The 21,807-nt window shown below is 38.5% G+C and carries 20 protein-coding genes; 11 read left to right on the forward strand and 9 right to left on the reverse strand.

Annotated elements, in window-relative coordinates; genetic code table 11:
• Nucleotides 1-124: 124 nt before the first annotated feature.
• Nucleotides 125-1,138 (forward strand): tryptophan--tRNA ligase, encoded by a 1,014-nt coding sequence (gene trpS / locus FY049_RS01060; protein ID WP_446082978.1) that lies wholly within the window; start codon nucleotides 125-127, stop codon nucleotides 1,136-1,138.
• A 78-nt stretch (nucleotides 1,139-1,216) separates the two neighbouring features.
• Here trpS and lysS read toward each other — a convergent pair whose 3' ends face one another.
• Nucleotides 1,217-2,743 (reverse strand): lysine--tRNA ligase, encoded by a 1,527-nt coding sequence (lysS, locus tag FY049_RS01065; protein WP_004717379.1) that lies wholly within the window; start codon nucleotides 2,741-2,743, stop codon nucleotides 1,217-1,219.
• A gap of 103 nt (nucleotides 2,744-2,846) precedes the next feature.
• Here lysS and FY049_RS01070 point away from each other — a divergent pair, with 103 nt between their 5' ends.
• Entirely contained in the window at nucleotides 2,847-3,563 is a 717-nt protein-coding gene (locus FY049_RS01070) for a hypothetical protein (protein WP_004717380.1), read from the forward strand.
• 24 nt (nucleotides 3,564-3,587) lie between these two features.
• On the opposite strand, the gene FY049_RS01075 is transcribed toward FY049_RS01070, so the two are convergent.
• On the reverse strand, nucleotides 3,588-4,031 hold the full coding sequence (locus FY049_RS01075; RefSeq protein ID WP_166782026.1) for an SRPBCC family protein: 444 nt from the start codon (nucleotides 4,029-4,031) through the stop codon (nucleotides 3,588-3,590).
• 321 nt (nucleotides 4,032-4,352) lie between these two features.
• On the opposite strand from FY049_RS01075, the gene FY049_RS01080 reads away from it, so the two are divergent.
• Nucleotides 4,353-4,856 (forward strand): YqiA/YcfP family alpha/beta fold hydrolase, encoded by a 504-nt coding sequence (locus FY049_RS01080; protein WP_004717385.1) that lies wholly within the window; start codon nucleotides 4,353-4,355, stop codon nucleotides 4,854-4,856.
• A gap of 148 nt (nucleotides 4,857-5,004) precedes the next feature.
• Here the strand turns inward: FY049_RS01080 and FY049_RS01085 are convergent, their stop codons facing one another.
• Nucleotides 5,005-5,550 carry an adenine phosphoribosyltransferase gene (locus FY049_RS01085; protein WP_446082979.1) on the reverse strand — a complete coding sequence of 182 codons (546 nt, stop codon included), beginning with the start codon at nucleotides 5,548-5,550 and terminating at the stop codon, nucleotides 5,005-5,007.
• Between the two features lie 496 nt (nucleotides 5,551-6,046).
• Here FY049_RS01085 and rubA point away from each other — a divergent pair, with 496 nt between their 5' ends.
• The 5 genes from rubA to FY049_RS01110 all read left to right on the forward strand — a co-directional run bounded on the left by rubA (nucleotide 6,047) and on the right by FY049_RS01110 (nucleotide 10,984).
• Nucleotides 6,047-6,211, forward strand: coding sequence for a rubredoxin RubA (gene rubA, locus FY049_RS01090; RefSeq protein ID WP_004678010.1), 165 nt, complete (start codon nucleotides 6,047-6,049; stop codon nucleotides 6,209-6,211).
• A gap of 105 nt (nucleotides 6,212-6,316) precedes the next feature.
• On the forward strand, nucleotides 6,317-7,507 hold the full coding sequence (locus tag FY049_RS01095; RefSeq protein ID WP_166782024.1) for an NAD(P)/FAD-dependent oxidoreductase: 1,191 nt from the start codon (nucleotides 6,317-6,319) through the stop codon (nucleotides 7,505-7,507).
• Nucleotides 7,508-7,565: 58 nt separating this feature from the next.
• On the forward strand, nucleotides 7,566-8,504 hold the full coding sequence (gene estB / locus FY049_RS01100) for an esterase EstB (protein ID WP_004823254.1): 939 nt from the start codon (nucleotides 7,566-7,568) through the stop codon (nucleotides 8,502-8,504).
• A 13-nt stretch (nucleotides 8,505-8,517) separates the two neighbouring features.
• On the forward strand, nucleotides 8,518-9,423 hold the full coding sequence (oxyR, locus tag FY049_RS01105; protein ID WP_004717396.1) for a LysR family transcriptional regulator OxyR: 906 nt from the start codon (nucleotides 8,518-8,520) through the stop codon (nucleotides 9,421-9,423).
• Nucleotides 9,424-9,769: 346 nt separating this feature from the next.
• Nucleotides 9,770-10,984 (forward strand): TCR/Tet family MFS transporter, encoded by a 1,215-nt coding sequence (locus FY049_RS01110; protein WP_446082980.1) that lies wholly within the window; start codon nucleotides 9,770-9,772, stop codon nucleotides 10,982-10,984.
• A gap of 160 nt (nucleotides 10,985-11,144) precedes the next feature.
• Here the strand turns inward: FY049_RS01110 and ppk1 are convergent, their stop codons facing one another.
• Together ppk1 and mtgA are read right to left on the reverse strand one after the other, a co-directional pair.
• On the reverse strand, nucleotides 11,145-13,229 hold the full coding sequence (gene ppk1 / locus FY049_RS01115; protein WP_056518076.1) for a polyphosphate kinase 1: 2,085 nt from the start codon (nucleotides 13,227-13,229) through the stop codon (nucleotides 11,145-11,147).
• Nucleotides 13,230-13,360: 131 nt separating this feature from the next.
• Nucleotides 13,361-14,035: a monofunctional biosynthetic peptidoglycan transglycosylase gene (gene mtgA, locus FY049_RS01120; RefSeq protein WP_004717400.1), complete on the reverse strand. Its 675-nt coding sequence runs from the start codon at nucleotides 14,033-14,035 to the stop codon at nucleotides 13,361-13,363.
• A 73-nt stretch (nucleotides 14,036-14,108) separates the two neighbouring features.
• Here mtgA and FY049_RS01125 point away from each other — a divergent pair, with 73 nt between their 5' ends.
• Nucleotides 14,109-14,918, forward strand: a complete 810-nt coding sequence (locus tag FY049_RS01125) for a rhomboid family intramembrane serine protease (RefSeq protein WP_056518074.1) — start codon at nucleotides 14,109-14,111, stop codon at nucleotides 14,916-14,918.
• A 177-nt stretch (nucleotides 14,919-15,095) separates the two neighbouring features.
• On the opposite strand, the gene FY049_RS01130 is transcribed toward FY049_RS01125, so the two are convergent.
• Complete coding sequence (locus FY049_RS01130) at nucleotides 15,096-17,705, reverse strand: ABC transporter permease (RefSeq protein ID WP_446082981.1); 2,610 nt, start codon at nucleotides 17,703-17,705, stop codon at nucleotides 15,096-15,098.
• Nucleotides 17,705-18,454, reverse strand: a complete 750-nt coding sequence (locus tag FY049_RS01135; RefSeq protein ID WP_035372018.1) for an ABC transporter ATP-binding protein — start codon at nucleotides 18,452-18,454, stop codon at nucleotides 17,705-17,707. Before FY049_RS01135 ends, FY049_RS01130 begins: the two co-directional genes overlap by 1 nt.
• A 45-nt stretch (nucleotides 18,455-18,499) precedes the next feature.
• On the opposite strand from FY049_RS01135, the gene FY049_RS01140 reads away from it, so the two are divergent.
• Complete coding sequence (locus FY049_RS01140) at nucleotides 18,500-19,114, forward strand: arylesterase (protein WP_151027073.1); 615 nt, start codon at nucleotides 18,500-18,502, stop codon at nucleotides 19,112-19,114.
• Nucleotides 19,115-19,149: 35 nt separating this feature from the next.
• Here FY049_RS01140 and FY049_RS01145 read toward each other — a convergent pair whose 3' ends face one another.
• Nucleotides 19,150-19,743: a TetR/AcrR family transcriptional regulator gene (locus FY049_RS01145; protein ID WP_105713565.1), complete on the reverse strand. Its 594-nt coding sequence runs from the start codon at nucleotides 19,741-19,743 to the stop codon at nucleotides 19,150-19,152.
• A gap of 152 nt (nucleotides 19,744-19,895) precedes the next feature.
• Here FY049_RS01145 and FY049_RS01150 point away from each other — a divergent pair, with 152 nt between their 5' ends.
• Nucleotides 19,896-21,101: an MFS transporter gene (locus FY049_RS01150; protein WP_446082982.1), complete on the forward strand. Its 1,206-nt coding sequence runs from the start codon at nucleotides 19,896-19,898 to the stop codon at nucleotides 21,099-21,101.
• Between the two features lie 58 nt (nucleotides 21,102-21,159).
• Here FY049_RS01150 and thrH read toward each other — a convergent pair whose 3' ends face one another.
• Nucleotides 21,160-21,777, reverse strand: coding sequence for a bifunctional phosphoserine phosphatase/homoserine phosphotransferase ThrH (thrH, locus tag FY049_RS01155; protein ID WP_446082983.1), 618 nt, complete (start codon nucleotides 21,775-21,777; stop codon nucleotides 21,160-21,162).
• Nucleotides 21,778-21,807 lie beyond the last annotated feature (30 nt).

Here is a 21,807-nt window from a genome sequence, read left to right on the forward strand (position 1 = left end):
TTTTCACATTTATTGATAAAAATTGGTTCTACACCATTTTTCGCTGACATTAAAATAAATTATCTCGTACAATAGTGCCCATTCATAAAACACGACTGTCTATACAAAGACTTTGGAAGCGATAATGACGAATCAAGATAATCGTCCTGTGATTTTGACAGGCGACCGTCCTACTGGACAACTACATTTGGGACATTTTGTAGGTTCTTTGCGCTCACGAGTAGGCTTACAAGATTCTCATCATCAACACCTCCTTCTCGCAGATGCTCAGGCTTTAACAGATAATGCGGATAACTTTGAAAAAGTTCGTCGTAATATTCTTGAAGTAGCAACAGACTATTTAGCAGTCGGCATTGACCCAACAAAAACTACAATCTGTGTTCAATCTTGCTTACCCGCGTTGAATGAACTCACCATGTTGTATTTAAACTTTGTGACGGTTTCTCGTTTAGAACGTAACCCAACCATCAAAGCTGAAATTCAATTACGTGGTTTTGAGCGTGATATTCCAGCAGGTTTTCTTTGCTACCCTGTTGCACAAGCTGCCGATATTACTGCATTTAAAGCCACAGTCGTGCCTGTTGGTGAAGACCAAATTCCAATGATCGAACAGACCAATGAAATTGTTCGTCGTTTAAACCGTCAAATTGGACAAGAGGTTTTACCTGAGTGTAAAGCGCTTTTATCCAATATGAGCCGTTTACCTGGCTTTGATGGTAAAGCCAAAATGTCGAAATCATTGGGCAATACCATCGTGTTAGATGCAACAGATAAAGACATCAAAAAAGCAGTCAATGCAATGTATACCGATCCAAACCACCTGCGTATTGAAGATCCAGGTCAGGTTGAAGGAAATATTGTCTTTACTTATTTAGATGCTTTTGATCCAAATAAAGAAGAAGTTGAAGAACTTAAAGCACATTATCGTCGTGGTGGTTTAGGCGATGGTACTGTGAAAAAACGTCTTGAAGGTGTGTTAAAAGAGTTGATTACACCAATCCGTGAACGTCGTATGGAACTAGCAAAAAATCCAGATTACATCATGGATATCTTAAAAACTGGTACGGAAAAATGCCGTATCATCACTCAAGATACTTTAGACGAAATCAAAAATGGTTTAGGCGTATTTCATTTCTAAAATGCGCTGATTGTCTAAGCAAAAAAAAGCCACTGAATTCAGTGGCTTTTTTTACAACATCTTTTATAACATCATAAATTAATTTTTATGACGCATATGTGGGAATAAGATCACATCGCGGATACTTGCTGCATTGGCAAATAACATCACCAAACGATCGATACCAATACCTTCACCTGCTGTAGGAGGTAAACCGTATTCTAATGCTTCAATAAAGTCAGCATCGAAATGCATTGCTTCATCATCGCCCGCATCTTTTTCAGCAACTTGCGCTTGGAAGCGTTCAGCTTGGTCAATTGGATCATTTAATTCCGAGAAACCATTTGCCAACTCACGACCACCGATAAAGAATTCGAAGCGGTCAGTGATATGTGGATTATCATCATTTCGGCGTGCTAACGGCGAAGTTTCCGCAGGATATTCAGTAATGAATGTCGGCTGACGTAATTGAGTTTCAACAGTTTCTTCAAATACGATGGTTTGTAGTCGACCTAAACCAAAACCTGGTTTAACTTGCTCTTTTAACTCTTCACGAATAAATGTTGCCAAGAATTCACGATCCGAAACATTTTCAGCAGTGAAATTTGGATTATGCTCAAGAATCGCATCAAACATCGAGATTTTCTTAAATGGACCTTTGAAGCTATACACTTCTTCACCATAAGGAACATCTGTTGAACCCAAGATGTCGATTGCTAATTTTTCAAGCATACCCTCTGTCAAAGCCATGAGATCTTTGTAATCAGCATAAGCTTGATAGAATTCAATCATGGTGAATTCTGGGTTATGACGCGTTGAAACACCTTCGTTACGGAAGTTACGGTTAATTTCAAATACACGCTCAAAACCACCAACAACCAAACGTTTTAAGTAAAGCTCAGGTGCAATACGCAAGAATAATGGCATATCTAATGCATTATGGTGTGTTTCAAATGGACGCGCTGACGCACCACCTGGAATCACATGCATCATCGGAGTTTCAACTTCCATAAAACGTTCATTGATGAGATAGTTGCGAATACCTGACACAACTTTTGCACGAATTTCAAAAGTTTTACGTGTTTCTTCATTCACAATTAAGTCTAAATAACGTTTACGGTATTTTACTTCTGTGTCATTCAAACCATGAAACTTGTCTGGAAGTGGACGAAGCGATTTCGTCAATAATTCAAAATGTTCAATATGAACATATAAATCACCTTTGCCAGAACGACCGATATAACCTTGAACAGCAATAATATCGCCAAGATCTAGACTTTTCACAGTTTCTAGAACTTCAGGTGCAAGCTCTTTACGTGGCACATACAATTGAATACGGCCCGTCATGTCTTGAATCACGATAAATGAACCACGGTTCAACATCACACGACCCGCTACAGATACGTGAACTTGCTCGCCTGCTTCAATTTGTTCTTTAGATTGATCTGCAAATTGTTCTTGTAGATCTTGCGCATAATGCTCACGCTTAAATGTGTTTGGCCATGGGCTAACACCGGTTTCCTTGGCGTGATCTTGAATTTGCTTTAACTTGGCATGACGCTGTGCAATTAAATCGTTTTCGGAAATGTGTTGTTCAGAAGTCGATTGAGCGTTATGTTGCGTCATCTCTGCCTCGATTATATTAAAAAACGGAAGTTGCATAGCATAGCAGATTTACAACATAATGCGTATGAATATAACTCTACGAACCATGTAAAAATTAAAAATCATGAATAAATACTGGCAAGGATTCGCCCAAAGTATCATTCTTTTCAATGTTTTGTGGTTTTCAACTGTGGTTGATGCCGAGCAAATCGTTGTTATGAGCAATACTCAAAAAGATCTTCCTATAAAAATTGAAAGCACCAATCTCAATAATCAAGATTATATTTGGCAATTAGAAATCGTTCCAAATCGAACTAGTTTACAAAGCCTAGTCAAATTAATGAATCCACACCCTACTCAAAAAGCACTCAATTTAAGGGCTTTAGAACTGGCAAAAAAACTTACTCTAGATCAATTACCGCAAGTCAGTAATGATTTTAAAAATAAAACCCTCAATTTTGATGAACAAAACATCGCAAAAATAAAATATTATTATGGGAAATACATTCTGTTTATTAAATTTCCAGCCCGCGTCCAATACGCCATAAAACCCAACTTTTCACAAGTACAAAGCGCTTTAGAACCCTTTTGTGACCAAAGTAAGACACCCTCTCAGAATAAAATTAAATTTGATCAACAAGGTAATATCTCGCTCTCAGCAAAATTTTTGGTAGATGCACAAGGGCAAATCCTAAATATCCGTTACACCCCTTTAATTCACGAACAAATGAAATCGATACTGCAACCTTTACTAGAAAAAATTCGCTTCCAACCGCGTAATGAAAATGGTGTGGCAAAATCATTTTCTATTGAACAACCACTGATTATTCAATGCCATTAAACAATAATGAAAGTGCTAAATTTCTCAATGGTCTTGTTCAGCCAATGATTTGACTATGGCAAACCCTTGCTGGAAAGCACGATCCATCATGTCCTTATATTCCTCAGAGGTTTCTATTTCAGCAGATAATGTGGTTGTTTCACCCTGTTCATTTAAGAAATATTTTTCTAAAGAGCCACTCCAACTTTGAACATCTTCACTTGTTGAATCTAAAACACCATTTTTCAAAACACCCAAATGTTTAAATACCACTTTTTTAAACTGCTCCAACTCTACAATGGTGGCGACCATACCATTGCCACTGGCATCCTGAAATAAGGTTTCCCCGCCAATTTTCCAGTCAGACTGCATCTGCGAAGTTTCCGAAAACGGTTGGGTCCATTTGGAATAAGTATGGGTATCCCACAGGATATTCCATACTGTTTGTGCATTCGCTTGAATGACAATGTCATAGCTTAAAGTCATCATTTCTTTCTCTTATTTTATTGATCCAATCTATAGCTTAGTACAATAAAAACCCAGAATGATTAATTTTTGTTAATAAAAATCCATCACCTAAAAAATTTAAACCTAAATATTCAATATGTTAAACAATAAATAACAAGCATATTGATCTGTTACACAACACTCTTAGACCAAAATCTAAGTTTTTAAAAAAGTGCAGCTAAGTAGAATATTTGAATATAAAAATAGTTAAATGGAAAATTTTAAATCCATTGATAACTTTTTCTAGCTTTGTTCAATTTCTACCTTTGCTCAATAAAGAAAGACCATATGAAAACGATAACAATGAAGAGTATTCATTCTAAAATTTTATTTTTACATGGATTAGATTCATCTAAAGAATCGACAAAATTCCATGCCATAAATGCTGAAAAAAAATATTGTATTAACGTGGATTATCGTAATCTTAACTACAAAACGGTTGAGTGTTTTTATCACGATATTATCGAAAAGATTAAACCTGATTTACTGGTAGGTCATAGTTTAGGTGGGTATTGGGCATTAAAAATGTCACAGCAACATCGAATTCCTGCAATCCTTGCCAATCCAAGCTTAAATCCAGATTTCCGTGAAGACTATGCAGCGATTGATGAACATGATTTAGACCATGACATTCCACAAATTGCTTATCTGGAACTGGGTGATGAGGTTTTAGATATGTATAAAGTGCTTGAACAACTAGAGTCATATATGCAGATTGAAGCTGTTGAAGGTGGACACCATCGTTTAGTCCAACCTGAAAACTTAAATCATTTAATTGAATATATGGAACAAACCTTTATTGCTTGAAATAAAATCATCAAAGTACAGTTCGTTGCTCTCCAACTAAAAAAGCCTTGTATTTACAAGGCTTTTTTCACGTCGAGACAGACAAACAAATGATTTAAGTATTCAATCACAAGAATGTAGCCCGAAAACTTAAATTGTTATTTTGTCTTTAAGCAACCGCTTTTTCAACTGGCTTGGAATGCTCATCGAGCACTGACCAAACCTTTAAATCAAGATCTTGATGTAAATCAGGTAGGTCAAGAAAAATACTTGCACCCAATACCGTATGTTGGCATTTATGCATCAATTGATGGACTGCTTTTAAAGTACCGCCTGTAGCCAAGACATCATCTACAATAATCACTTTTTGTGCTGCGATATCCGCTGACATTTCCAAGCGATCTAAACCATATTCTAAGCTATAGCCCACACCAACCACTGGAGGTGGCAACTTACCTGCTTTACGAACCAACAATAAGCCTTTGCCGGTACGTTGTGCCAATAAGCTGGCTAAAACAAAACCTCGTGCCTCAACTGCAACAAAACTATCTACTGCATCCAATTGCTCTACAGGAATACTCGCAATCAATGCATCGGTTAACTCCACAAGATTGTTCATAAACAATGGGGTTAAATCATAAAAACAAATACCTGGTTTTGGGAAGTTTTGGACAGTACGAATACTTGACCACAAAGCAGTAGACATGTTCATCATGGGGGAGATTTAAAAAAAGATAAATAATACGTGAATTTTAACGTTTATTAGCCAAAATTGACAGCAGCTCGCTACCTATTCAATATTATGGTCACGCTAAGCTGTTGAATTTATTAAGTCCATTTTCACACAAAATGATGGCTATAGAGTGAGCTAATTTTAGCTTAATATTTTTGGCTAAAATATTCATCTAGACCTTTGTCTAAATTCAAATATTTTTAAACTTTTATATCAGCGCTCAACCCTTGTTATGACAGGATTGTAATTAAAATTGTCTGACAAAGTTGGCATAATAAACATCGCTTTTGTCCTGAGCTGCCATTCAGCTTTGAGATTAGTTAGATAAACTCCGATATTTACTTTACTTTAGATACAGAACTGCGTAAGAATTTAGAGGAATATGTACACATTTTATTTGCATATTATTTGAGTCAAGCAGCAGAAGGAATTTTACTGACAGAAAAAACAATGCATCTGTCAGATATCGGAGAATCAGATGAAGAAATATCAATGCATCGTTTGTGGTTGGATTTATGACGAAGCAGAAGGTTGGCCACAAGATGGCATCGCAGCAGGTACCAAGTGGGAAGACATTCCTGATGACTGGACATGCCCAGACTGCGGTGTTTCTAAAGCAGACTTTGAAATGGTAGAAATCTAAGATATTGCGTAAAGACCATGTTTACATGGTCTTTTTTACATTTATTTTCAACAATACAAAATTATTCAATTCACCTCTAAATTTGAAACAGGTATGGAGAAAGATATGCAACCGATCATCATCATAGGTTCTGGCATGGCGGGTTATACCCTTGCAAGAGAATTTCGTAAGTTAAACACCGAACAGGAATTGGTGATGATTTGCGCAGATGATGCGGTGAATTATGCAAAACCTACCCTATCTAATGCATTGGTTGGGAAAAAAGCGCCTGAACAAATTGGTTTAGGTGATGCTGAAAAGATGAGTACCCAACTGAACATGCGGATTGAAAAAGAAACATGGGTTAAAAGTATTGATGCAGAGAAACATGAATTAACCCTTGAAAAAGATGGACAATCTTCAACTCAAGGCTACTCAAAACTTATTCTTGCCGTGGGCGCAAATCCGATTCGATTAGCGATTGCTGGTGATGGGAGTGATGATATTCATGTGGTTAACTCATTAATTGACTATCGTGCATTCCGTGAAACTTTAGACAATTGCAGCACGGGTGAATGTGGCAACAAACGTGTGGTGATTTTAGGCGCGGGCTTAATTGGTTGTGAATTTGCCAATGACTTACAAAATACTGGGCATCAGGTTACGGTGATCGACTTAGCACCACAACCTTTAGGGCGTTTATTGCCTAATCATGTTGCACAAGCATTTAAAGACAATCTTGAACAATCAGGAATTAAATTTGCCTTGGGTACCACTGTAGAAAAAGTTTCTAAATCTGAGCGTGGTTATATCGTTTCATTGGCCAGTGGTCAGTCCTTGCTCGCGGATGTTGTGCTTTCTGCAATTGGCTTACAACCTAATATTGCCTTGGCTAAAGCTACGGAAATCAACACCAGTCGTGGTGTCATTACCAATACCTTGCTCGAAACCAGTCAAGCAGATATTTTTGCCATCGGTGACTGTGCCGAAGTGAATGGAACACTCTTGCCATTTGTCATGCCAATCATGCAACAAGCGCGTGCATTAGCCAAAACCTTGAGTGGACAAACCACCACTGTACACTACCCTGCAATGCCAGTCGCGGTGAAAACCCCAGCTGCACCTTTGACTGTACTTCCTGCTCCAATTGATGTAGATGTTACATGGGAGAATGAAGAGTTTGAAGATGGGATGTTATCTAAAGCAACAGATGCTGAAGGTATCTTACGTGGTTTTGTATTGTTAGGTGCAACTGCTGGAAAACAGCGTTTAACATTAACAAAACTGGTTCCAGACTTGATTCCTGCATCCGTTTAAGGTTTTAATAGCAAGGATATTTTTTAATCAAAGAATATCCTTGCTTAGGAAAATAACAATGAATAGCGCACTTCAATTTCAAGTTTCACCTTATGCCTCGTTCATGAATGAAACCAAAGTCGATTTAGGTAATGGTATTCAACTTCATGTTGAAACTGGAGGGAATCCACAACACCCGACCATTCTGTTGATTATGGGTTTGGGTGCGCAAATGTTATTTTGGCCTGATTTTTTTTGTAAATCACTGATTGATCAAGGCTTTCATGTGATTCGCTTTGATAATCGTGATATTGGCTTATCTTCAAAAATTCGCCACCAAGGTCCACGTTTAAACTCTTATAAGCTGATGGGTCGCTTTGCTTTGGGCTTACCAAATGACGGCGCGCCTTATAACTTATTTGATATGGCGGATGATGTTGCATTATTGATTGATCGTTTAGGCATTGAAAAACCACATATTTTGGGTGCTTCAATGGGTGGTATGATTTCTCAAATTTTAGCTGCAAAATATCCTGAGAAAATTGATAAAGTCGGCTTACTCTTTACCAGTAATAATCAACCTTTGCTACCTCCACCATTTCCAAAACAACTCTTTAGTCTCATTGGTAAACCTGAATCACGTGATGAAGAAGGAATTGTGAATCATTCCTTGAAGGTTTTTCATATGATTGGTTCACCTGGTTATATCAACCAAGTTGAAGCAATTCAAACTGCACGTAAATTATATCGTCGTAGTTATCACCCAGCGGGTGTACTTCAACAGTTTTTAGCAATATTATGTACAGGTTCCTTACTTAAATTGGATAAGCAGATCAAAAAGCCAACTTTAGTGTTACATGGCTCTAAAGATCGGTTACTACCTCCAAGTCATGGTAAGGCAGTTGCTAAAGCAATTTCAGGCGCTAAATTTGAATTAATTGAGGGAATGGGGCATGATATCCCACCGCATTTTGTTCCTCAACTTAGCGGGTTATTTGCACATCATTTTAAATCATAAGCATTAGGACACTATGGCTGCATTACCATCCCTAAGACAGTTGTCATATTTAGTGACACTGTCTGAGACGCTGCACTTCACTGAAGCAGCGCGCCGTTCGTTTGTAACTCAATCTACTTTATCTGGTGGAATCATGGAGTTAGAACGTTTATTGGGTGGCGTACTCGTAGAACGTGATCGCCAAAACGTACGTTTAACTCCTCTAGGTGAGCAAGTTGTTGCCCGAGCCCGTGTTCTACTCGCCGATGCTCAGGACTTGATGCGGTTAAGTCGAGAAATGAGTGAACCGTTAACTGGTGATTTGCATTTAGGGATTATTCCAACCATCGCCCCTTTCATTTTGTCGCAGCTTTTGGAAGAAGTGCATAAACAACTTCCAAAAATTCAGTTGCATCTGCATGAAGCACAAAGTGAAAAAATTGTTGAAAAACTTGAGCATGGCAATCTAGATGTGATCATGCTGGCTTTACCATTCGACACACGTGGTTTGAAAGTTGCTGAAATTGCGAAAGAAGATTTATTCTTAGTCTGCAATAAAGCAGATCAAAATGCGATGAATGCAAGAAGCTTAGATGATTTAGATCTTTCTCATCTCATGCTCCTTGAAGAAGGTCATTGCTTACGTGATCATACCTTAAGTGTTTGCCCAATCGGTGAGCGTAAAAATGATCACCGTTTAAAAGCGAGCTCATTGCCAACTTTAGTGGAAATGGTCAGTTCAAACTTAGGCTATACACTGCTTCCTGAGATTGCAATTCATGCACATATGCTGAAAAACAATGATCAGATTGTGGTTAAACCTATTGAGAATGCACCATCACGCACTTTGGCTTTAGTTACACGTAAAAGTACACCACTACAAAGTGAATTTGATGTGTTGGTACAAATTCTTCAAAAAATCACGCCAAATTTACGTTAATTTTCCGATACTAAAAAGGAGTCATGATTGACTCCTTTTTTATTGAAATGTCTAAAAAGACTATAGATCACCTCAGCATAAGCAAAATTACAACGATCTTGTTTTTACTGGATCAAGAATGATAATATTTGAGCAGTACAAAATACTCGCTTATTTTTGTATGTATTGTTACGATAAAAATCGCGAAAAATCGACCTATCCTCAGCTTGTTTTAAAAGCATGCATCCATCTCGTCGACACATATCCAATTCTTCGCATTGGTCAGCGTTCCACAGGGCTTGAATCTTTCAAGCATCGTTAACAGGTTTCCACAGTTTTCTGTGCCTGAATTTTCGATAGGACGCGTATGAACCGACCTTTATATATTATTTTTTCAACGATTGTCTTAGATGCAATTGGCATTGGCATCGTATTCCCTCTGCTTCCCTCACTACTGAAAGACCTGAGCCATCAGCATAATGTTGCCTTGTTAATGGGGGTTTTCCTAAGCCTGTATGCGCTTATGCAATTTATTTTCTCCCCGATCTTAGGTGCTTTGAGTGACCGTATCGGTCGAAGACCTGTTCTGCTGATTTCACTTGCGGGTTCTGCAATCAACTATTTGTTTCTTGCTTGCTCACCCTCTCTTATCTTGCTGTTCATTGGACGGATCATTGCTGGAATAAGTAGTGCCAATATGCCCGTGGCTTCAGCCTATATCGTTGATACCACGTCAGAAGAAAATCGAGCAAAATACTTCGGTTTAATGAACGCCATGTTTGGTATTGGATTTATTCTCGGTCCTATACTCGGTGGATTATTGGGCGGATATTGGTTACGGCTACCTTTTTTCGTTGCGGCAATTTTAACAACCGTCAACTTGCTTATCGCATTCTGGCTACTCCCTGAATCCCGAAGCAACAATCCACTCCTAGCCCCCCCTCAAGCTTCTATTTCACAACGTTCGAGTTTAAAAATAAATCCCTTGAAAAGTTTTGGTTTTATCCTTGCTCAAAAAGGTATATTACCGATTTTGCTGATATTTTTTCTGTTTAGCGCCTGCGGTGAAGCTTATGGTGTCTGCTGGGCACTTTGGGGACACGATACCTTTAAATGGAATACATTTTGGGTTGGTCTTTCTTTAGGCACTTTTGGTTTATGCCAAGTACTGGTTCAGTCATTTATACCGCAACATGCCGTCCGATATTTTGGTGAAAGAAATACCGTGCTGATCGGTCTGGCATGTATATGTATGGCATTAATCATCATGGCTTTTACCCAACACGCTTGGATCATTTTTGCAATCATGCCGATCTTTGCCCTAGGAAGCATCGGCACTCCTGCACTACAAGCTGTTGTTTCACAAAAAATCCCAGCTGCGCAGCAAGGACAGTTTCAAGGTGTTATCGCATCAACCATCAGTCTGGCCTCGATTATTGCCCCATTGTTGTTTTCTACACTTTACTTTCATTTCCAAACACGATGGACTGGCGCTATATGGTTGGTTGTCGCGATGATTTATTTAATTGCATTACCTGCAATTTTATCGAGTTTAAAATCACAACAGCTTAAGTCATCCTAGTATTTAAGAACGTCAATGCTTTATTAAAAGCGTTGATTGCTGATTTAAAAAGCTTAAATTTAAAATAACCAAGTCATTCAATTTCATTAAAATCCGATTGATTGATACAAAAAAGCCCGATTAATTTTAATCGGGCTTAAGACAATCAAATTATCTTGGCTTAACCATTTACAAAGTGCTCAAGCAAATTTTGTTGAGCATTGTAAATTGCCTCGCCTTCTTTAGGTTTCACACGAGTCCAAGTCCCATCGCCTTGCAACAGCCAAGCGCGGATATTATCTTTTAAGTAATTGACTAAACCTTGCTGATAAATGCGTTTTTTTAATGCTGGATCTTCGATCGGGAAACACACTTCTACACGATTAAATAAATTACGATCCATCCAGTCTGCACTTGAACAGTAAATACGTGGATTGCCATTATTTCCGAAATAATAAACACGGGTATGTTCTAAGAAACGCCCGACAATTGAACGAACTCGAATATTTTCAGACAGATTTGGTAACCCAGGACGTAAACAGCAAATTGAGCGAATAATCAGATCAATTTGTACCCCTGCTTGCGAAGCTTCATATAATTTATTGATCAATTGAACTTCAGTTAACGCGTTAACTTTAACAATAATTTGTGCAGGCTTGCCCGCTTTGGCATTGGCAATTTCATCATCAATAAAAGCAATTAACTGAGCATGTAGAGTAAACGGCGCATGTAACAGTTTTTTCAACTTTGCCATTTTCCCCATACCAGTCAATTCTTGGAAAATACGATGTACATCTTCGCAGAGCTCTTTATCTGTAGTGAGCAAACCATAATCAGTATAGATACGAGCATTTGTTGCATGGTAGTTACCCGTACCCAAATGCACATAACGTACTAGCTTATTATTTTCACGGCGTACCACCAAGATCATTTTGGCATGCGTTTTATAGCCCACGATGCCATAAACTACAACAGCACCCGCCTCTTGTAATACATTGGCAACGGCGATATTCGATTCTTCATCAAAACGCGCCCTTAACTCAATCACAGCAGTGACTTCTTTACCATTACGTGCCGCTTCTGCAAGTACCTGAACAATTTCAGAGTCAGCACCACTACGATATAAGGTTTGTTTGATCGCTAGCACTTGGGGATCACGTGCAGCTTCACGCAACAAGTTAATAACTGGTGCAAATGATTCAAATGGATGGTGTAAAAGAATGTCTTGTTTTTGCATTGCTGAAAAAATATTTTCAGACTTTTTCAATACTTTTGGAATCGCCGGCACATGCGAGTCATAACGCATATGTGGACGTTTAAAATTTGACACAAGACGTGCCAGATTTACCGGCCCATCCACTTTATAAAGTTGTTCTTGTTCTAGATCAAATTCTTCAAGCAAATATTCATAAATATGTTTTGGACAGTTTTCTGTCACTTCTAAACGTACTGCACGACCAAAACGACGTGAACTCAATTCACCTTTCAATGCTTTGGCTAAGTCTTCTACATCTTCATTCAGTGCCAAATCTGCATTACGTGTAACACGGAACTGATAACAACCTGTAGCTGTCATCCCTGGGAACAAATCCGATACATGCTCATGAATAATCGCAGACAACATCACAAAATGTTCTTTGCCGCCTGTAAGCTCATCAGGTAAACGCACTACACGCGGAAGCGAACGTGGCGCTGGTACAACTGCTAAATCAATTTGTCGACCAAATGCGTCTTTCCCTTCTAGAGTCACAATAAAGTTTAAGCTTTTATTGACCAATCGTGGGAATGGATGTGCAGGATCAAGGCTAATGGGAGTAAGCACTGGTGCAACTTGTTCTTGGAAATATTTTTTAATCCACACAGATTGTGCAGGCGTTAACTCGCCACGACGTAAAAAGCAAATGTCTTCTTCACGTAACTTAGGAAAAATTTCCTCATTGAGGATACGGTACTGACGCTCAATCGCTTCATGTGCAGTTTTAGAGATTTGGTCTAAAACTTGTTTTGGCGTCAAACCATCTGGTGAACGACTTTCATTCCCTAAAGTTAATTGTTCCATCATTCCTGCAACACGGATTTCAAAAAATTCATCCATATTACGAGAAAAGATCAATAAGAAATTCATACGTTCAAGCAAGGGATGTAAAGGATCAACGGCTTGCTCTAAAACACGTAAATGGAAATCTAAAATTGAAAGCTCACGATTTATATATCGTTCATTATAAGAATATTCTGTAGGCGTTGTTGTCGTCACTGCGGTATTCATGCAATAAACCTGCATCAAAAAAAATGTCTTAATTCTAGTATGCTTCAAATTTGTGACAATTTCATAAAAAAAGCATCGCTTCATAAAAAAAGCACATCAATTTGTGCTTTTTTAAATTCATTTATTTAGCGTCAATCTGGAATACGGGTATAACGCATATACTTCAAAACCAAACGCTTACGGTATTGAAGCTTAGAATCATCACGATTTTTTTGATAATACTTCGGATTGGTTAAAATCACTGCTAAAAATGCGGCCTGTTCACGACTTAAACTTGCCGCGCTCTTAGAAAAGTAATGTTGTGATGCAGCTTCAACACCATAGATATGATCACCAAATTCAACAGAGTTCATATAGACTTCTAAAATGCGCTGTTTAGTCCACATCCGCTCCATCATGGTGGTGGCAATCGCTTCCTGACCTTTGCGAATAAATGAGCGACGATTATAGAAGAATAAATTTTTAGCCAATTGTTGAGAGATCGTTGAACCACCGGCGACTACTTTGTCTTTTTTAAGATTACGTTGTAGTGCATTTTCAATACCATCCCAGTCGAAACCATGATGATCGAGAAATTTGGCATCTTCAGCTGCGACAATTGCATGTTTAAAGTTATCACTGATCTTGTCATAGTCGCGCCATTGATGTTGAATCGGCTCAAAATCAGACAGATATGTCCAACGCATAAACATGGTGGTTTCTACATCATGAGTACGCCAATAAATTAAACTTGAGAAAATCCATAGCTGAATCATGATCAAAATACTGACCACAATTAACAAAGCACGAACAATAAAAGCTTTCATGTCAGCTGCTTACTCCGAAAATTCTGACGTTTCATGTTAAGCTGAATCTATCTATAAAAAGCTAAGCAATAGCATGTCTAAATATCAAGATCTTTCAACTTATAGCCAACCCAATTCTATTGGTAAAATAACCTTATTGCTGATTGTCATCAATGTCGGTTTATTTGCCATCCAAGTCTTATCAGGTGTCAATATTACTGACCCGACAACATTGGACGCGTTGCGTTGGGGTGCTGATTATGCACCTTTAACCTTCTTAGAGGAACCATATCGCTTATTCAGCAGTATGTTTTTTCACTTCGGTATCCTGCATCTAATGATGAATATGTGGGCACTGTATATTTTTGGTGATGTTGCTGAAAAAACTTTAGGAAAGTTTTATTTCCTTGGACTTTATATCCTTGCTGGACTCATGGGAAGTTTATTAAGTGGTTATTTGGATATTCGAAATAGCTACGAACTGCTGCAAAATTTTGATCAAAAACTCTTTCCTCATGTATCTGCAGGTGCATCGGGTGCTGTGATGGGACTTGGTGGTGCACTGACACTACTATCGTTGTTCCCACCTACCCCGAATCAAAGATTCATTTTAGATAAAAGATCACTTTTAACCGTACTTGCGATCAACTTAGCTTTTGGCTTTTTAGCCTCTGGAATTAATAATGCTGCCCATATCGGTGGGATGTTAATGGGTGCGGTCATGGCTTTGGCTTGGTATGCAACACAACGTGCCAAAATGGGTAAAGCTGCCAATATTATCATTGTGATTTTAGGGATTGCAGCAACCTATGCGGTTTATCTCTATTGCCAGCATCTCGTTGGACCACTTAGCCCACTTTGGCAACAAGCCATTGCACAAATGCGTGAGCAATTAAACTTTTAATCTCTAAAATAGCTTGTCTATGCCGCAATAAAACATTGCAGAGTACACTCAATTCAAGAAGCATAAAAAATGGCGGCCTATAGGTCACCATTTTTTAATTTACTGTCTTCACTGGGCAGTCTTTTAAGGGCTCAACTGAGATTAAACAGCCAGATAAAACCACTTAAACAAAGCGGTTTAATTCAACTCTCTTAGACTTTGCAATGGTGGGATTTCGGATAAATAGCTCAATCGGTAACGCCCAATCAATGCGCACAACACTGCCATCGAAATTGGTAAAATCAGCCAAATTTCCCAATGTAATTGCATCACCATTTCCATACGATAACTGGCAACGGCACTAATCACCTCTGCAAAGAAACATGAAACGATTCCCGCCAATAATCCAATAAAGCCGATTTCAAAACTCATCATATTTTTTAACTGGCGCTTTGAACTACCAAAAGAGCGTAGCAATGCCACTTCTTTTTTACGTTCATCCATCAGCAAATTGATACAGGCAATCAGTACCAAAAAGCCAGATAAACTCACCAATACTGCCAAAACCGTAATGATTTTAACCAACACAGAAACCAAGTTTTTAATTTCATCAAAAATTAAAGAGACGTCAATAAAGACCGTATTGGAAAATTGTTGAATCAGATTAACCATCTTGATTTTTTCACTCGGCGGCACATAAAAACTCCCTAAGTAGCTGCCTGCGTTTTCATCCAACGTCTTTGGAGTAAAAATAAAGAAAAAGTTTGGACTAAAGCTTTGCCATTCCACGGTACGCAAATTCACAACTTGCGCGTCCAAATTTCCCTCAGGCAAACTAAAGGTTAAACGATCGCCAATTTTGATGCCCAATTCTTCAGCCAGTTTAGCCTCTACAGACACCTGCCCAACTTGAGTCAATTGAGCATTTCCAGCAACAATGATATTGTCTTGTGGATAATGATCTGCTTGGGTGAGATTTAACTCACGACGTAAAGAATTATTGGTTTTTACCAATTGGGCAGGAAAAGCTTGACCATTTTTTGCCAATAAGCGCCCTTTTACATTGGGATATAACGGTGTGCTTTTCCAGTGTTGCTGTGCCAATTGTTGTTTAAAAGCATCCAGTTCAAATGGTGGTAGACCATAAATAAACTGGTTAGGCGTTCCTTCAGGCAATTGTTGCTGCCAACGCTCTAATAAATCAGTTCTCAATACAGCAAGTACCGTGATCAGACTTAAACCTAATGCCAAAGCGGTAATTTGCAATGCGGTTTGCGAAGGGGTTCGGATATAGGCTGAGAGCCTATTTTTCATTGATTTTAAAGTCTTTAAAATCATCCAAACCACTGCATATAACAAAGCTGTTAACACAATGACTGCACCCATTACCAATGCAGTAAGTATCAGATTTTCGGTCAAGACCAAACTAAAAATAATCAAGCTCACTAAACCTGTAGCCATCATCCACAACATTGAACGTGCCGACTTTTCTTGTTGGCGTATCACCCGAATAGGCGGTGTATTTAACAGTTGCCACAAGCTCGGTAAAATAAATCCAATCAATACAATTGCACTGGTAAAAATTGCAATAGGCAAAGGACCAACCAGCATCTGCAACATTGAAAATTGCAACTCTAGGTTCGGAATCATCTGCAACATCAATTGCAACAACGAATAACCTAAAATCAGTCCTAAAATACTGCCAATGACAATGGCGATTAAAATAACAACACTCAGCAACCCGAGATAGGTTTGAAAAATCTGCCGTTTCGTTGCCCCCATACAACGCATCAGTGCAATATGATCTTGGTTCTGCTGTACGTAACGCTGACTGGTTAAAGCGATGGCTAAACCACATAAAAGAATCGTCAGAATATTGGCCAATTGTAAGAAAGTATCGAGGTTTTCAATCGGTTTAAGTAAGCGTGAATTGCCCTCATCTGCATTACGTAGTCTTAAATTACTTTGTGCATCTAATTCATTATCCGCATTTTGTTGATCTTGTATGGATTGATCTGTTTGTGAGTGTGTTGCTGGCTGCTTTTCAGTCAATGTGTTTTCAGTCAATGTAGTGGCACTTGATGCACTTAAAGCTGAATCTGCGTCCGAATTTTGTGCAATCTTTGAATTCACATTTTGCTTTTCTTGTGCTTTAAATGTCTTAAAAAATTGCTGATATGTTGCAATCGACTCCGCATCCCCTGCCATCAACAAACGATATTCAATCCGACTTCCAACTTGAATTGCACCCGTTTTTGCAACATCTGCTTGAGAGATAATCACGGTTGGCGAAAAGGCAGAAAAGCCTAATTCTTGATTTGAATCATGTTCAATGATGCCAGTAACTTTAAACTGACCATTGGCAATTTGAACGCTATCGCCTAGGTTTAATTTTAATAATTCTTGTGCGCGTTTGCTTAGCCAAACCCCGCCACTTTGTAAGGCTTGTTTTGGCGCAATTCTTAATTCACCACGTAAGGGAAATGCTGTGTCAATGGCTTTCACATTGACCATAACAAACTGATCCTGTGTAGAGGCCATTGAACCAAAAATGGTGACATGGGACTGTTTTAATTTTAAATCATCAGCCTGTTTGATCCATTGTTGGTCAATTGGATCTGTATCACTAAGTTGTAAATCTGCAGCTTGCATTTTGGCAGCTTGTAAGGTCACTGCTTGTTTGACTTGATCATTGCTAAACTTGAATGCAGTAGTCGCACTAATGGCTAAACTCAATGCAATAATCAGCAAATATATGCCTGAACTGGCAAAACTTTGCCTAAATAAGGGTTTAAACAAGGTCAACATTACACCACCTCATTCGATTGAGGCGTTTGAGCATGTTCAATCAATTGACCATCTTTTAATTCATAATGACGTTGGCACTGTGCTGCCAATTGCGAATCGTGAGTGACAAGCACTAAAGTTGTACCGAGTTCTTTATTTAAATCAAATAAGAGTTGTTCAATTTCAAATGCAGTATGTTCATCTAAATTGCCTGTAGGTTCGTCAGCAAAAATAATTTTGGGGTCAGAAATTAAAGCTCGTGCAATGGCAACCCGTTGTTGCTCCCCACCAGACAATACTTTCGGTGTTTGTTGGCTTTGTCGTTCTAAACCAACTTTGGCCAATAAACTTAAAGATTTTTGTTCTGCGTGTGCATAATTAAAATTCTTCTGTAAACGTAATGGTAACATCACATTTTCTAAGGCAGAAAGATGTGGGAGCAACTGGAAAGATTGAAATACAAAACCAATATATTGAAGTCGAATCAACGCACGTTGTTCTTCATTTAAATGCTCAATTGATTCACCACAAACACTGAGTTGACCTGCACTGGCTTGATCGAGAGTAGCAAGGATGCCCAATAAAGTTGATTTTCCGGAACCAGAACGTCCAGTAATCGCAACCTGTTCACCTGTATAAATATTAAGATTTAGATTTTCAAAAATTGTAAGCGTTTGATGAGGTAATTCTATCTTTTGTGTAAGTTGCTGTGCAGAAATTATCACTTGTGGCATGATGGGAGAAGTTGAATCATCCTGAACCTTAGACATCATAAAGTACCTTATATGCAAATCAAAAAATTGTTAAATTTGAAAATGATGAAAAACCTAATTCATTGTTTATTTTTTAGCATAATCTGTCTGTTGCCCGTTAGTAGTTTTGCAAAAACGATCATGATTTTAGGTGATAGCTTAAGTGCGGGTTATGGTATCAACCCACAACAAGGCTGGGTTTTCTTGCTACAGCAACGCTTAAACCAACAATTTCCCAAACAACATAATGTGGTGAATGCCAGTGTAAGTGGTGAAACCACCAGTGGTGCGTTGGCGCGTTTTCCAAAACTTTTACAAAGCCATAAACCTGATATCGTGGTGATTGAGTTGGGTGGCAATGATGGTTTACGTGGTCAACCGCCACAAATGATTCAGAAAAATCTTGCGCAATTAATTCAACAAAGCCAGAAAAGCCAAGCCACGGTCATTTTATTGGGAATGAAAATTCCACCGAATTATGGTGCAGCTTATAGCCAAGCTTTTGAGAAAAACTACCAAACCCTAAGCCAACAATACAAAGTTAAAATGCATCCGTTTTTTATGAATGGAATTGCAGGCAATAAAAGTTTGATGCAAAAAGACTTGATCCATCCCAATGCAACGGCACAAAAAATTCTACTCGATAATGTCTATCCATTGATTCGAGGCGCGCTTTAAGTTTTTCTCAAAGCCGAAATGATTGCACCTGTTTACTACCCAAAATCGGATGTTGTGTTTTTAAAGACATCCGCAAAATTAAATAAACGTGCCAATAAGTGGTGAATATAGTCCAAACTCGATTCTTGTTCGGTAAATAGAATCCGATGCAACATGGGTGCAATCACAATTTCAATAATCAGTTGATTGTCGATGCTTGTTTCATTCCTTTGCTGGGCACGTTGCTGAATAATGTCTAACTGTTGAATCAAAAAGTCATAACACTTACCAGAGGTTGGCGAATCATTTTCCGCCACAATATCGCTTAAGATTGTACGCCCAACGGGTGAGGCATATTCCTCAAAATATTGCTCCATCCATGCATATAAGTCTTGCTTAAAACTCCCAAGATCCGCAGGTACACTGTCTGGATGTAAAATATTAAAGGCAACATCTGCAAGCAGTTGAGATAAATCTCCCCACCGTCGATAGATCGTAGAGGGGGTGACCCCTGCATATTCAGCAATCATCGGAATCGTCAAATCTGCCACAGCTACATTCTGCTGTAATGTTTGCACCGCATTATGAACTGCAGCTTGTATTCGTGCACTGCGCCCACCGGGACGCAAACCTGTAATCACTTTCGTCATCAGCAAATCACTACAAATCTATAAATGAAAATCTATCAATGGGTTAATGATTGAAGAACAGCTTTAATCAAAAATCATCTTAGCTAAACCTTTGTGTTTAATCCAAAATACGGTATAAAAGCTAATTAATAGCTTTTATGTACATGTTGATTATGCGCAACTCTAATTTTAATCGTCAAGTGACTTCCTATAAATTAAGCCATAATGCTGCACTGTACACACATACTTTTACCCTAATGGCCTTTTTGGCAGCCTCAAGCGCACCAACACCGTTATATCGCTTGTATCAACAACAGTTCCATTTTTCTCCTGTTTTATTAACGCTTATCTTTGCCACCTATGCGTTTGCATTGCTATTAACCTTATTGGTGGCAGGATCATTGTCTGATTATATTGGACGTAAGCCGGTTATTTTTGCGGCATTGATTTTAGAAATTATGTCCATGGGCTTTTTCTTGTTTGCATCCAACATCGAAATGCTGTTTATCGCACGTGGTTTGCAAGGTATTGCCACAGCTTTAGCCGCATCTACGTTTGGAGCCGCTTTACTTGATCTGAGTAAAACACAGGGTTCTTTAATAAATAGTATTTCTCCAATGCTTGGTATGGCTGCGGGTATGCTGATGACCTGCATTGTTTTAGAGTTTTCGAGTGTTCCATTGACACTGATTTTTGAAATACTCATCTTTCTGTTTCTGTGTACCACCTTTATCGCAATTTTTAGCCCTGAAACCGCAGCTAAACGTATGGGTGCTTTGGCATCATTAAAACCACAACTGACTGTTCCAGTACAAACCCGAAAAGCACTCTTGATCGTAAGTCCAATTAATATCTCGTTATGGATGGTCAGTGGGTTCTTCCTCTCGTTAATGCCTTCATTGCTGGCTCAAGCTTTCCATGTGCAATCGGCATGGCTGAATGGCATGATGTTTATTACCCTATCAGTTTCAGGGGCTGTTGGGATTTTAACCCTGCGCAATGCGCCAACATTTAAAATTTTAGTCACTGCTGCAATTACGATTGTCTCGGGCTCAAGTGTTATTTTGCTTGGCATTCATCTGGTACAACCCATCTTATTGTTTATTGGTGCTGTGGTGACAGGGGTCGGCTTTGGTACAGGTTTTATGGGTGCAATTCGTGCTGTTATGCCCTTAGCTTTGCCTGAACAACGTGCAGGTTTAATGGCCGCATTTTTTGTTGAAAGTTATTTAGCCTTTAGTATACCTGCGATTATTGCTGGATACTTTGTCAATAAAGTGGGCTTAATTTTTACTGCAGATGTCTATATTTGTATGATTATTTTGTTAGCTAGCTTGGCGTTTGTTTTTGCGTTTAAAAACAAACAGAACATCCACTAAAGCGTGTTAAAAAGTAAAACCAAAGGCGCATTGAGCGCCTTTTTATTTAAATCGTAGATTAAGCAGGAATATCACGAATAGATGCTTTACGAATTGCTTCTTTCAGTGCGTCATAACCATGAATTGGCGGGAACTGTGGAAATTCACGAATCACATTTTCAGGCGCGTCAAATAAGAAACCATGATCAGCTTCACCCAACATGGTTGTATCGTTATACGAATCGCCTGCTGCGATTACACGGTAATTTAAACCATGTAAAGCTTTTACAGCTTCACGTTTTTGATCAGGTTGGCGCAATTTATACGCAGTGATTATACCATTTTCATCAGTTTCTAATTTATGACAGAAAATTGTTGGCCAACCTAACTGTTGCATCAACGGATGTGCAAACTCATAAAATGTATCTGAAAGAATAATCAACTGAAAATGGGTACGTAGCCATTCTACAAACTCTTTTGCACCCGGAAATGGCCCCATGTCTGCAATCACAGCTTGAATGTCATTTAAACCTAAACCATGCTGTTTAAGAATATTTAAGCGTTGAGTCATCAACACATCGTAGTCAGGAATATCACGAGTTGTTGCTTCTAATTCTTTGATTCCTGTTTTTTTAGCAAAATTGATCCAGATTTCTGGTACCAATACACCCTCAAGATCAAGACATACGATTTCCATGGGTTCTCCCAAATGTCAGTTAAAAATTTT

This window comes from Acinetobacter sp. 1125_18A, from assembly GCF_052824985.1.